10 protein-coding genes are annotated in these 12,547 nt (G+C 54.0%); 1 reads left to right on the top strand and 9 read right to left on the bottom strand.

What is annotated here, in order from left to right; translation table 11 throughout:
* Positions 1 to 110 precede the first annotated feature (110 nt).
* Together A0129_RS04570 and A0129_RS04565 are read right to left on the bottom strand one after the other, a co-directional pair.
* On the bottom strand, positions 111 to 881 hold the full coding sequence (locus A0129_RS04570) for a hypothetical protein (RefSeq protein WP_291712804.1): 771 nt from the start codon (positions 879 to 881) through the stop codon (positions 111 to 113).
* Between the two features lie 374 nt (positions 882 to 1,255).
* Positions 1,256 to 2,170 carry a metal-dependent hydrolase gene (locus tag A0129_RS04565; RefSeq protein WP_275270520.1) on the bottom strand — a complete coding sequence of 305 codons (915 nt, stop codon included), beginning with the start codon at positions 2,168 to 2,170 and terminating at the stop codon, positions 1,256 to 1,258.
* A 292-nt stretch (positions 2,171 to 2,462) separates the two neighbouring features.
* Between A0129_RS04565 and A0129_RS04560 the strand changes: the two genes are divergently transcribed.
* Positions 2,463 to 3,323: a pirin family protein gene (locus A0129_RS04560; protein ID WP_291712802.1), complete on the top strand. Its 861-nt coding sequence runs from the start codon at positions 2,463 to 2,465 to the stop codon at positions 3,321 to 3,323.
* A gap of 49 nt (positions 3,324 to 3,372) precedes the next feature.
* Here the strand turns inward: A0129_RS04560 and A0129_RS04555 are convergent, their stop codons facing one another.
* The 7 genes from A0129_RS04555 to A0129_RS04525 form a co-directional block, all read right to left on the bottom strand.
* A complete protein-coding gene (locus A0129_RS04555; protein ID WP_291712800.1) occupies positions 3,373 to 5,064 on the bottom strand; it encodes an AMP-binding protein in 1,692 nt (563 codons plus the stop codon).
* A complete protein-coding gene (locus A0129_RS04550) occupies positions 5,061 to 6,356 on the bottom strand; it encodes a thiolase family protein (protein WP_291712798.1) in 1,296 nt (431 codons plus the stop codon). The genes A0129_RS04555 and A0129_RS04550 overlap by 4 nt, the downstream gene beginning before the upstream one ends.
* Complete coding sequence (locus tag A0129_RS04545; RefSeq protein ID WP_291712796.1) at positions 6,353 to 7,234, bottom strand: MaoC family dehydratase; 882 nt, start codon at positions 7,232 to 7,234, stop codon at positions 6,353 to 6,355. The genes A0129_RS04550 and A0129_RS04545 overlap by 4 nt, the downstream gene beginning before the upstream one ends.
* Before the next feature lie 22 nt (positions 7,235 to 7,256).
* Positions 7,257 to 8,399 (bottom strand): acyl-CoA dehydrogenase family protein, encoded by a 1,143-nt coding sequence (locus tag A0129_RS04540; protein ID WP_291712794.1) that lies wholly within the window; start codon positions 8,397 to 8,399, stop codon positions 7,257 to 7,259.
* A gap of 9 nt (positions 8,400 to 8,408) precedes the next feature.
* The gene (locus A0129_RS04535) at positions 8,409 to 9,380 is read right to left on the bottom strand and encodes an alpha/beta hydrolase (RefSeq protein WP_291712792.1); all 972 of its coding nucleotides are present in this window, start codon (positions 9,378 to 9,380) and stop codon (positions 8,409 to 8,411) included.
* An 87-nt stretch (positions 9,381 to 9,467) separates the two neighbouring features.
* On the bottom strand, positions 9,468 to 10,496 hold the full coding sequence (locus A0129_RS04530) for an AraC family transcriptional regulator (protein WP_291712790.1): 1,029 nt from the start codon (positions 10,494 to 10,496) through the stop codon (positions 9,468 to 9,470).
* Positions 10,493 to 12,520, bottom strand: coding sequence for an NADPH-dependent 2,4-dienoyl-CoA reductase (locus A0129_RS04525; RefSeq protein ID WP_291712787.1), 2,028 nt, complete (start codon positions 12,518 to 12,520; stop codon positions 10,493 to 10,495). The genes A0129_RS04530 and A0129_RS04525 overlap by 4 nt, the downstream gene beginning before the upstream one ends.
* Between the last annotated feature and the right edge of the window lie 27 nt (positions 12,521 to 12,547).

The following is a 12,547-nucleotide window of genomic DNA, read 5'->3' as shown; positions in this document are numbered from 1 at the left end:
TCAACGTTTGAGTTAACCGGCAGGCGACGAAGTGACGCCGCCGGGCAAGAATGAAATGACGCCCGGCGGTGGAACGCCGGAGCCTATCCGGTTGAACGAGCGGTTAGGCGTCATGTTTTTGGCAGGCGGATAGCTTCCGCGCCGGCAATTGCATCCATGTCATCAGTTTCAACTCGGTCTGTGTACGGCCCGCACAGGGTCTCAATGAAGTCAAACCAACTACGACCGAGGTGATTTATCTGTTCCTGCAAATCCTCCGGCGCTCGATCGCTGTAGACAGGAGCCCAGACCAATCTAGGTGTTGAATCTCCAGGCACTGAAACATAGGAATTCGCCGTGAGATAGATGAAGCAATCTATGGACGAATACGAGTCGGCTAGCAGGCTGCAGGCCAACGCTTGAATTGGCTCAGGGCCTAGCGATTGAAAACCGTCATTCACGAACAGCAAGACGCCCTTCGATGCCCGAATGCCAAAGAATTCCTTTGTGTCACGAATCTGCCGGTTTGCCTTCTTCAAAACCCTGGAGATGGGAGGTCGAAAGAGTCGGATGAACTCGCTGCGAAACCAAGGCGGAAATCGTCCATCTCCACCGAATAGTGCGGGTCTCCATGCCGGGTCGTCTCGAATGACACGTTCCATAAGTTCGCCAAAACCCGTCACGAAACTCTGTGATTCCGAAAACTCCGTTTGGATCTCCTTCAACTCAGCAATGATCTGAGTATCTGGAAAGTAGAAGTCAGCGTTCTCGAACTTGCGTGGATTTGGCAGGCCATCTTCGACGACCGTGCCACCGATATGTCGCACAAACTTCTGCCAGGTATCCTCGACTGGAAAAGGGGCGTGGGGACCTACGTCCCAGAAGCCGGGAATGGTATTCATAGCGCCTAACTAGTTTTATCGAACAATAACGGCGATATCCATTTATCCGAACATCACCCCTGAGAAAACCGCACCTCACCATAGCTACCGCAGGCCACCACCAAAGCCTGCTTTTGTAAAGCATGTAATTTAATTAGTACATAAACTAAATTAATTGTCATACAACAGCAAGCAATCCCCTCCACTCACCCCACTGCTTAATAAATAATCAACAGCCAAAAACCACGCCCAGCTTGACTCTCAGCCAAGCAGCATCATCTACCTCCCCCTCATTTGAAGGACGGTGTCACTGAACTAAAAAACTCGCGGGAATAAAAAAACCGGACCACCCCGCTACGAATGGTCCGGTTTTCAGGAAGAAAAAATTATTGTTTTTATGCGGCCACTGGTGCCTTGGTCACAGCTTTGCTCATGCGTGCACGCACTGCTTTTTTCACTTCGGGGTTGGGGTTGCGCATGGCTTGGTTGACCTTCTCCACGAAAGCGTCAATCTCTTTCATAAAGTGGCTGTTGTCATGGTCCCAGGGGTGGAAGTCGGCGCGGAAGTAGTCGAAGAAGTCGCTCATCGCGTTGCGGAAAATGCCTTCCTTACCCAGCAACATTTTGGCAACGGCTTTGTAGCCTTGCAGGTGCTTGCCCTTGGTGTTGGGGTCGGCGAATACCAGGCGTGCGTGAAAGTACATAATGACGGGCCAGAAAATAACGGTGGCCAGCACCATGCCGAAGCGGCGAATGAAGCGGTTGTAGACGTTGTCGGGAATCACGGTGTTCCACACGTCGTAGGCCACTGCTTTGTGCTCGGTTTCTTCGTACGCGTGCCACTGCCACATTTGCTTGAAACCTTCGTCCGATTTCTCACCGGTGACTTTTGGATCTTTCAACACAGCGTCGGCCATGATGGCGGTGTAATGTTCCAGCGCAATGGTGCCGGCCAAGGATAATTTTTTGCCCAGTCCTTTTTGCAAACCACCCAGCAATTTCCACAGCATTTTGTCCAGCTTCAGAGCGGGTACACCACTGCGGTCCATCATCTCGTTGTATTCCTCGTGCTCGCGGCTGTGCAGCGCTTCCTGGCCGATGAATGCGGTGATGGCTTGTTTCAGTTCGGGGTCGGTCACCTGGTCTTTGTAGGCGCGCACGGAGTCCATGAACAAACGCTCGCCCGCGGGGAACAACACCGACAGTGCGTTGAAGAAATGGGTGACGTGCTCACCGGCTTCGTGCCAGTTGTTGATGCGGGACTCGTCAAGGTTGATTTTGACGTCACGGCGCACTGGAATGACTTTCATGGTGTACTCCTTTGGTTGCAGCTATTTTTATACTTTGGTACTAACGATTACATTGCTCAATGTATCAATCATTTTCGTCATTAACAACTGTAAACGTTAGAAAAACACTCTAAATTTCAAACGATCGTTTGTTTTTAGAAACACAGCAAACCATTGATTCAATTGCATAAATTATTTTGCAGTGCAATATGAAACGAGGTTTTTTTACTGGAAGTGTTTGTTCCACAAGGCCTTCCGCACCTTGTGGTGTGCGGTAAAATCGAAGTATTCATCAGTTCATTGAGAGGTATTTATGAACGCGCCAAAACCAATTTCTATACAACAGCCGCGCACCGTGGAACACATCGTGGTGGGCCAAGCCACCAGCGATGGCGCGGGCGTGAAGCTGACCCGTGTGATTACGCAAAACCTGCAGCGCAGGCTAGACCCATTTCTGATGCTGGACAACTTCGGCAGCGACAACCCGAACGATTACATTGCGGGCTTTCCGAACCACCCGCACCGTGGGTTTGAAACCATCACTTACATGATTGCCGGGCGCATGTTGCACGAGGACAGCAAGGGCAACAAAGGCTTGCTGGAAAACGGTGGTGTGCAGTGGATGACGGCCGGGCGCGGTGTGTTTCACAGTGAAATTCCGCAACAGGAAGAAGGCGTGATGGAGGGCTTTCAGCTGTGGTTAAACCTGCCCGCGAAAGACAAAATGTGCACGCCTTGGTATCGCGATTTCAAGAACAACGACCTGCCCCAGTTTAAAACCGCCGACGGTGTTGCGGTCACCGTGATTGCAGGCAACAGCCATGGCGTGGAAGGTGCGGTAAGCCGCGAGGGCACGCAGCCTTTGTACCTTGATTTGCACTTGCCTGCGGGTTCGAAATTTGTGCAAGAACTACCTGCGCAACACAATGCGGTGGTGTTTGTTTACCGAGGTGAAGTGAAGGTAGGCGGCCAGGTGGTGGGCGACAAACGCATGGCGATTTTGAAGAACGAAGGCGATGGCGTGAAGATTGAAGCCAGTGCCGATGCCAAGGCCCTGCTGATTGCGGGCAAGCCACTGAATGAGCCAATTGCGCAATACGGCCCGTTCGTGATGAACACTGAACAGGAAATTCGACAGGCCTTGCAAGATTTTCGGGAAGGTACGCTGGCGTAAAAAAAGCCCGGAAGAATCCGGGCTTTTTTATTTGCTGCTTCATTGGCGCTTACTGCTCAATCACCACTGGTTTTTTCATTTTCACCCACGCTTCTGCCTTGGGCAGATAGTTCTCCTCGATCACATTGCGTTTGATTTTCATGGTGGGGGTCAGGAAGCCATTTTCCATGGTCCACAGGTCTTTCACTACTACAATGCAACTCAACTTCTCATGCGCTTCAAGCTGACCATTCACATGGTTCAGCAACTCGGTCATTTCACTTTCAACCCGTGCGGCCTCGGATGGGTTTTGCTCCACTTGTTTGTGTTCTTCAAGGGGCAACATGACCAAGGCAAAGGGTTGTGAAAATGAGGGGCCTGTAACACACACGGCCTCGATCAATTCATGGCCATTCAATCGGTTTTCAATGGGCACAGGTGCAATGTATTTGCCCTTGCTGGTCTTGAACAACTCTTTCACGCGGCCAGTAATTTTCAAGCGGCCTTGGTCGTCGATCACGCCCATGTCGCCTGTTTTCAAGAAGCCATCTTCGGTGTACGACTGCGCAGTGAGTTCGGGGTTTTTGTAATAGCCCATCATATTGCAGGGGCTTTTCACCAGCACCTCGCCCACTTCGGAAATTTTGCATTCCACGCCGGGGTAGGTGTTGCCCACGTAGCCTACACGCACCTTGCCGGGCAGGCTGCAATGCGAGTAAGCGAAGTTTTCGCTCATGGCGTAGCCTTCGAGCAAATCAAGGCCCAGGTTGCGATACCAGGACATTAGCGCAGGGGCCAAGGGTGCGGAGCCACTGAGCGCCATGCGCACTTCAGACAAGCCCAGTTTTTTTAGCAAGAACTTTTTGAACAAACCGGAAAGAATCGGAATGCGGAAAATAACTTGCTGCACACCCAGCGGAATTTTTCCGCAAATACCGTTGTAAAACTTGGTCCACAAGCGCGGCACCGAGAAAAACAAAGTGGGCCGTGCGCGTTGCAAGTCTTGAATGAAACTGTCGAGCCCGAACGAGAAGTACACATGGAAGCCATAGAACAGCGAGCCGGTTTCCAGAATGGCACGCTCGGCAGCGTGGGCCAGCGGCAGGTAGGAGATCATGCGGTCGGTATTGCTGAAGCTCATCACCTTCGAGGTACCGCGCAGTGCGCTGATCATGGCGTTGAACGAGATCATCACGCCCTTGGGTTTGCCGGTACTGCCGGATGTGTACAGCATGGTGGCCATTTCGTCTTTGCTGCGCTTCACCGGGTTTTGGGTGGGTGCGGTGGCGGCCACAATGTCGTCCCATTTCTTGGCATGGGCCAACTGGGGCGCCAACGGCAAAGTAATGGTGGGCATGCTGGTGGGAATACCCTTTTCAACCACGCGCCACAACTCGTCCATTTTGCCGATGAAGATCATTTTAGAGTCGCTGTTCTCCAGCACGTATTCAGCGGTTTCAGCATTCAGTGTGGGGTACAAGGGAATGGACACATGCCCTGCCCGCCAAATGGCGAGGTCGGCCATGATCCAGTGCGCACTGTTCTTGCCCAAAATGCCGATGTGGGTTTTCTCGGGCAGGTTCAGCGATTGCAGGTACGCGGCCATTCTGTTCACCTGGTCGGCCACTTGGCCCCAAGTGTAGTCCACCGTTTTTTCAGTTGAAAAAGGCTGGGTGAAATAAACCTTGTTGGGTTGAGTGGTTGCCCAGTGGTCCAGGCAATCCAGCAGGGTTTCAAATTTGTCGTACTGCGCTGCACTCATGTGTTTGTCTCCGTGTTTTTTATTAGAATTGCCGCCCCTAAACCTCCACCGGCACAACTGGATACTACAGCGTATTTCTTCTTTTCCACATGCAACCTTCGGGCTGCCGTGGTGAGCAGGCGAATGCCTGTGGCCGCAAACGGATTGCCAAGCGAAAGCGACCCACCCCAGGTGTTCAGCTTTTCAACAGGCAGTTCGCCGGGGACCACACCACCGTAATACTCGTCCGCAAATTCACTGCGGGCCATGCATGCAATATTCACAAGTACTTGGGCCGCAAAAGCTTCATGAAGTTCCCACACATCGATGTCATTCATGCTCAACTTGTTTCGGGCCAACAAGGCCGGAATGGACACCGCTGGCCCCAGCAACATTTCTTCTTCCAGGCTTTTCACTGCGGCCAGTTGATAATCGACCACTTCAGCCAAGGGCTGCAAGCCCATGTCGTGTGCGGCTTTCTCGCTGGTGACCAACAAGGCGGCTGAACCATCGGTAAACCGGGACGAACCTGCAGCGGTGATCACGCCGCTTTTGCTGAAAATGGTGCGCATGGTGCTTAGCTTCTGGATATTACTGTCTGCGCGCGGTGTGTTGTCCAATGTAATGGGGTGTTTAAAACCAGGTACCTGCACTGGAATGATGGTGCCGTCGAAGTGGCCTTTGTTCAGTGCCTCAATGGCCAACTGGTGGCTGCGCACAGTGAAGGCATCACAATCCTCGCGGCTGACTTTGAACTTGCGCACCATTTGTTCGGCGCACACACCCATGGTTTTGCGGGTGGTGAAGTCGGTGCCAGTGGGCATTTCGGGTTTCAAGTCAGCTGGGCGAAGGCTGGCCAGGTTTTTCAGTATGTTTTTGGCAGAGGAATCTTGCCGCACCTTCATGGCTGCACGCCGAATTTTTTGCGAATAGCGAATGGGAATGTCCGAAAAACTTTCCACGCCTGCTGCAATGCCCACCTCGATTCGGCCCAGGGCAATCATGTCGCACAAATTGGCAAAGCCCACACTGGCCGACAAACCAGCCATGGAGGTGGTGTAAGCGGGAATGGTGGCTGGCAAGCCAGCGCTCAACATGCTTTCACGCGCCACGTTGGAAGTTTCAATTTCATGCAACACAGTGCCCATGGTGACCATGTTCACGCGGTTTGCATCCAGGCCGGTTTTACTCACCAAACCCGCAATGGCTTTGCCGCCCAGCTCATAGGTCATGAGCTGGGAATAGGCACCACCCGAATCAAGAAACGGGGTGCGCACACCATCCACAATCACTGCTTTGCGAATTGACTTCATTTGAAGCGCCCCACCATGTGCAAGGTGCCATCTGCTGCGGCCAGACGAAGTTGGGTGTAGCCTTCAGAGTCCTTCGCTGTACTGGTTTGCACCTGCATGCCCGGATTGGGCAATGGCAGTGGTTTGATCCATCGCACATCGAGATCGGCCACGGAGTAACCGGCGTTGTTCAACACTTCCCAAGTGCGGGCCAATTGCCCGAAGCCATGCAAAATGCAGCTTTTAAACCGCGTACGTTTGCCCACCGCCTTGATGGTGTGAATGGGGTTGAAATCACCCGTCAACATGGCAAAGGCCAGGCCGTCTCCTTCCTCGGCATCCCAGTTTCCTGCGGTGTTGAATTCATGTTCTTCACGCTTGGCGGGTTTGCTTTTGCCAGCAGGTTTTGCCCTAGGCACGGTGGAGTAACTGTCGATGACCATGGCCAGTTCACCCTTGGGGTTGCTGGCCTGCACGCGGGTGTGAATGCGCACTTTGTCACCATCGTCGCTCACATCCATCAAGCTGCCGCGCAAGGCGATGGCCTCATCGCGGTTCAGTGGCTTGTGAATTTGCATGCGCAAGCCCTGGTTGAGCAGCGACAACAAATTGTACGGCGCAAGGCTGCCCAGCTTGGCCAGCATGGGCATGGCCCAGTGGCTGCAAAAGTGCGCAGGCATTTCGGTGCGGTAGCGATTGGCAGGTGCGCCTGTCCAAGCCACATATTGGTCCAACAGCTCGTTGTTCAAGGCAGGCACATGCATGCTGTGGTGCACGGGCAATTCCGGCAAAGTACCGGGCCGGGTAATGGGCGTGGCATTGCGAATGGCCGCCCAACCCATGGATCGAATGTTGGGCCAGTGCAAGGCCAGGTATTTCAATGGATAGTCTGCCAACATGGTGTGTGTGTTCCTTTAACTTTCACAAGCCCAACTGCTTGCCGATAATTTCATTCATGATTTCGTAGGTGCCACCGCCAATGGATGCAATTCGATTGTCGCGGTACAAACGCTCCACCAAACTTTCGCGCATATAGCCCATGCCACCAAAAATTTGCACGGCTTCATAGGTAATGAAATCCGATGTTTTAGTGGCGAAGTTCTTGGCCATGGACACTTCTTTCAAGGCGGGCTTGCCAGCCTGCATGCGCGCAGCCACGCGGTAAGTGAACTCACGGCTGGCTTCCAGTTGGGTTGCCATGTCGGCCAGTTTGTGGCGAATCACCTGGTGCTTGCTCAAGGGTTTGCCAAAAGTGCTGCGGTTTTTGGCGTAGTTCAATGCCTCGTTGAATGCCAGTTCCGACAAGGTGTTGGCGTAACAGGCCAGGCCCAGGCGCTCACTTTCGAAGTTGGTCATGATCATCATGAAGCCACCGTTTTCAATGCCAATCAAATTGGATTTGGGCACCACCACATTGTCGAAAAACAGCTCGGCCGTGTCGCTGCACCACCAGCCCATTTTTTTCAATGGCTGGCCCGTGGTAAATCCGGGCGTGCCTTTCTCGATCAACAACATGCTGATGCCGCCATAACCATCGCCGCCTGTGCGCACGGCCACGGTGTAATAGTCGGCGCGAATACCCGAGGTAATGTAGGTTTTGGAACCTGACACTTTGTAGTGGTCGCCACAATCCACGGCACGGGTTTTCAGGTTGGCCACATCCGAGCCACCGCCAGGTTCAGTCACTGCCAGGGCGATGATTTTCTCGCCACTCAACACTTCAGGCACAATGCGCGCTTTCATCTCGGGGCTGGCCCACTTGGCGATTGGTGGCAAGGCAATGCCATGCGACATCAGGCTGGAGAAAAAACCTCCGGAGCCTGCACGCAGCAGTTCTTCGGTGGCGACCAGGCTCATGAAGTAATCCCCTTCAGAATTGCCGCCAAATTCCTCGGGGTAGCCGATACCCAAAATGCCTGCCTCGCCGGCCAGTTTGTAAATTTCGTGCGGAAAGGTGCCCGCCTCTTCCCACTCGTTGATGTGGGGCGTGACATGACGTTCAACAAAGCGGCGAATATTGCGGCGCGCTTCCTCATGGGTTTCATTGAAATAGGTGGTGAACATAGGTGCGCCTTAAACAGGGGATGAGAGTTGTCGAATGCGGGTTTGAAAGACAGGTGGGCGACGAACCTCGCCCTGCCCCAGCCAGGCTGCGGCCGCCGCAAATGCGGCACGCCCTTCCGGCATGGTGGGAGAAAACAAAATGAAATCGTGAAAAACCCCTGACCACACATCGACATGGCACACGGTGCCCAACTGCTGTGCCTGTTTGACCAAGCGCAAACTGTCGATCATGAACACCTCATTGGCCGAGCACTGCACATACACCGGCGGCAAAGCAGACAGGTCGCCCAGCAGTGGCGAGATCAACGGGTTTTCGGGATTGTGATGGTTGGCATACGGTGTGGCAAACATGCGCTTGAGCCAGTCGCGGGCTTGCGCCTCATTGCGCCCCAGGAAGGCATCAACCACTTCAGGGCGAATGTCGTTTTCACTCAGCGAAGGATCAAGCCAGGGCGAACTCAAATACACGCGGGAAGGCAAGCGCTGATCGCTGGCGTTCATGGCGTGGCACAGCGCAAGGCTCAAATTGCCGCCTGCGGAATCGCCGGCGAGCAACAGTTCGTTTTGCCCGTGTTCAAGCAACAGGGCTTTCCATACGGCAATCACATCGTTCAAACCGGCCGGGAATGGTGCCTTGCCCATCAAGGTGTAATCGGGCACCCAAGCACGGGCAATGCCCGATTTCTTGCACAGGCGGGCAACAAAAGCCCGGTAGTTGGCGGCGCTGCCAAATGCAAAACCACCGCCATGCAAAAACAGCAGGGTTTGCTGTTTGTTGGCATGCACGCTGTTGTTCTCGATGATTTCCACCGGCACGCCATCCACGATTCGCTTTTGCACATGAATACCTGCCGGCATCCGGGACGCTTTCTGCAACAGGTTGGTGACGCGCTCGCCCACACGCCACACCTTTTCAGGGTCGCGGGCAGCCAGCAAGCGCCCTTGGCACAGGCGAAGAAACAAGGTGACGGATTTGGACATTGAACTCATGCAACCATCTTGTTGCATGTGCTCTGTTTGGCCTAGGGCAAAGCCGGACACAATGGGGGTAAATAGCGACAGGTTGTCTTAATTTACCCTGCTTTGTTCAATAAACGCTTGGGGCGACATGCCAAACCAGCGCTTGAAGGCACGCCTGAAGTTGGACACCTCTTGATACCCCAGGCTCAGTGCCACCGATTCAACGGTGTTGTTGCTGACCAGCAGGCTGAGTTTGGCCTGCCGGGCCAGTTCAGAATCGCGCAGGGTTTGGTAACTGGTGTGTTCATCGCGCAGGTAGCGCATCAAGGTGCGAGATGACAAATGAAAGTGGCTTGCCACTTGCTCACAGGTCCAGATTTGACCCGGGTTGCTGCGCAGCAATTCAGTTACCCTGGCCGCCCAATTGCTGGGTCGCCTTTGCTCAAGCAACAACTGCTCGCAGCGTGCCAGCGCCATGGCATGGGTTTCCGGGTCGGCCATGGGATTTTGCATCAGCGCCAAACCATGGGGAATCACGATTTTTGTTTTGGGCTTGTCAAACAAACAGGGAGCGTGCAAAAACTCAGGATATTGATCGGCATAGGCCGGGGCAGAATACGCCAACTCCACTCGCAAGGCAGGCTTTGAATTGCCAATGATCATGCCCAGGTGGTTGACCATGGTGGCCAGCACGGCTTCACAAAAAAAGCGCCCCACTTCGTCCATCGCGATGCCCATATTGATGATCACCGCAAAGTGATCGCTCGCAATGTGGCCTTCCATGCGGGCAAACCCACCCCGTATGTCATGAAACTTTTCAGTGGCTTTCCAGGCGTGGCCCAAGGTGGGCGATGAGGCAATCAAAGTGCCCAATGGCCCGTGCGCAGCCAGGTGCAAGTTTGCCCCCCAGCGCAAACCCAAGGCCGGGTTGCCGCTGAGTTGCAGTGCGTTGCGCACAATCACGGCTTGGGTTTCTGCATCAATGTATTTGTTCAGTTCAAGCAGATCAGCCGGCGCAAGGCGCGTGCCTTTCAACAGCAGAAGCTGGCCCTTGTGGTCCAGCCCCTGCTCACGCGCCAATGTGCGCGTGTAGGCTGTTGGAAAAACAACCTTGTTGTTGGCGTCCTGAGCAATCACACGGTTGCGGCCAGGCGGGCACCTTGGTTGATGGCTTCCTTGGCGTCCAGCTCGGCGGCCTTGAATGCACCACCAATGATGTGAACTGGCTTGCCCAAGGCAAGAACTGCTTCTTCCAGCTCACGGTTGGGGTGCTGGCCTGCACACACAATCACGTTGTCAACTTCCAGCAAGTGCTCTGCACCATCGGGTGTACGAATGCGCAAGCCTGCATCCTCAACGCCGATGTACTCCACACCTGACAACAAACGCACGCCCTTGGCTTCCAGCGCAGCACGGTGGATCCAGCCTGTGGTTTTACCGGGGCCCGCAATTTTCTTGGGCTTGCGCTGCAAGATGGTAATTTGGCGAGTGGCTTTTTCTGGGTTGGCTTTGACGCCTGCAATGCCACCACGCGCTTTCTGTTCGCGGTCAATTCCCCAGAATTCGCAGAAGTCCTCAATGCTGGTGGAAGGCGATTGCTCTACACCATGGTGGGTAAGAAATTCTGCTGTATCCACACCAATGCCGCCACCGCCCACAATGGCCACTCGCTGGCCCACCGGCTTGCCGTGCTTCAACACATCGAGATAACCCATCACCTTGGGGTGATCAACACCCTGCAGGCTGGGCACATTGGGAATAATGCCTGTGGCCAGCACCACTTCATCAAAGTCTTTCAAATCATCGGCACTGACCCGCTTGCCCAGTTGCAAGTTCACGCCTTCCTTCTTCAGCATGGTGTTGAAGTAACGAATGGTTTCATGAAATTCTTCTTTGCCGGGCACTTGCTTGGCGATATTGAATTGCCCGCCAATTTCCTTGGCTTCATCAAACAGGGTCACTGCGTGGCCGCGCTGTGCAGCGGTCAGCGAGAACGACATGCCCGCCGGGCCTGCACCCACCACCGCCACTTTTTTCTTGGTGGTGGTTTTGACAAAAACAAGCTCGGTTTCGTGGCAAGCCTGTGGGTTCACCAAACAGCTGCAACGCTTGCCACCAAAGGTGTGGTCCAAGCAAGCCTGGTTGCAACCAATACAGGTGTTGATTTCATCCACCCGGCCTTCTTTGGTTTTTAAAACCCAGTCGGGGTCGGCCAGGAATGGGCGTGCCATGGCGATCATGTCGGCATCGCCGTTTTGTAAAACCCGCTCTGCATCGCCGGGCATGTTCAGGCGGTTTGAAGCGGCCACTGGAATGGACACCACTTCCTTGATTTTGCGCGTGGCCCACGTGAATGCGCCGCGTGGCACCTGCGTGGCAATGGTTGGAATTTTTGCTTCGTGCCAGCCAATGCCTGTATTCAAAATGGTCACGCCTGCTTTTTCCAGCTCGCGGGCCAGCAGCAGGGTTTCTTCAAGACTTTGACCATCGGGCACAAGGTCAAGCATGGACATGCGGTACACAATAATAAATTCCGCACCCACTTTGGCGCGAATGCGGCGCACCACTTCCAGCGGAAAGCGCATGCGTTTTTCGAAAGTACCGCCCCATTCGTCGGTGCGTTCATTGCCGCGCTCGGTCAGGAACTGGTTGAGCAAATAACCCTCGGAACCCATCACTTCCACGCCATCGTAACCCGCCATTTTTGCGTAGGCGGCGGCATTGGCAAAGCCATCAATTTCCTGCTCAATTTCAGCGGGCGTCAATTCACGGGGTGTGAATGGAAAAATTGGGGACTGTTTGGCGGAGGCCGACACCATGTTCACGTTGTAGGCCTGGCGACCTGCGTGCAGCAATTGAATGGCAATTTTTCCTCCCGCAGCATGCACGGCATCGGTCACGGTGCGGTGACGAATTGCATCTTGCTCGCTGGTCATGCGGCCGGCACCGGGCCACAGCACGGCAGTTTCAGAAGTGGCAAACCCACCCGTGATCATCAAACCCACATCGCCTTGTGCGCGGCGTGCAAAAAAAGCAGCCAGTTTCTCTGGTGGCTCTTCTTCAAGCCCGGTGTGCATGGAACCCATGATGACGCGGTTTTTCAAGGTGGTGAAACCCAGGTTCAATGGCTCAAGTAACTTGGCGTGCGCTTGATTTTGCATAACTGCTGGCATTTCAATACCTCGATG

The sequence above is a fragment of the Limnobacter sp. CACIAM 66H1 genome (assembly GCF_001601825.1).
Taxonomy (GTDB): Bacteria; Pseudomonadota; Gammaproteobacteria; order Burkholderiales; family Burkholderiaceae_B; genus Limnobacter.
Note: the sequence above shows the minus strand (reverse complement) of the source record. Positions and strands in the feature narration are given on the sequence as shown.

What these genes read in the sequence shown, in the direction of transcription:
- A0129_RS04570 (WP_291712804.1), bottom strand. Translation starts at nt 881, where the DNA reads ATGAATACCATTCCCGGCTTCTGGGACGTAGGTCCCCACGCCCCTTTT.
- A0129_RS04565 (WP_275270520.1), bottom strand. Translation starts at nt 2,170, where the DNA reads ATGAAAGTCATTCCAGTGCGCCGTGACGTCAAAATCAACCTTGACGAG.
- A0129_RS04560 (WP_291712802.1), top strand. Translation starts at nt 2,463, where the DNA reads ATGAACGCGCCAAAACCAATTTCTATACAACAGCCGCGCACCGTGGAA.
- A0129_RS04555 (WP_291712800.1), bottom strand. Translation starts at nt 5,064, where the DNA reads ATGAGTGCAGCGCAGTACGACAAATTTGAAACCCTGCTGGATTGCCTG.
- A0129_RS04550 (WP_291712798.1), bottom strand. Translation starts at nt 6,356, where the DNA reads ATGAAGTCAATTCGCAAAGCAGTGATTGTGGATGGTGTGCGCACCCCG.
- A0129_RS04545 (WP_291712796.1), bottom strand. Translation starts at nt 7,234, where the DNA reads ATGTTGGCAGACTATCCATTGAAATACCTGGCCTTGCACTGGCCCAAC.
- A0129_RS04540 (WP_291712794.1), bottom strand. Translation starts at nt 8,399, where the DNA reads ATGTTCACCACCTATTTCAATGAAACCCATGAGGAAGCGCGCCGCAAT.
- A0129_RS04535 (WP_291712792.1), bottom strand. Translation starts at nt 9,380, where the DNA reads ATGTCCAAATCCGTCACCTTGTTTCTTCGCCTGTGCCAAGGGCGCTTG.
- A0129_RS04525 (WP_291712787.1), bottom strand. Translation starts at nt 12,520, where the DNA reads ATGCAAAATCAAGCGCACGCCAAGTTACTTGAGCCATTGAACCTGGGT.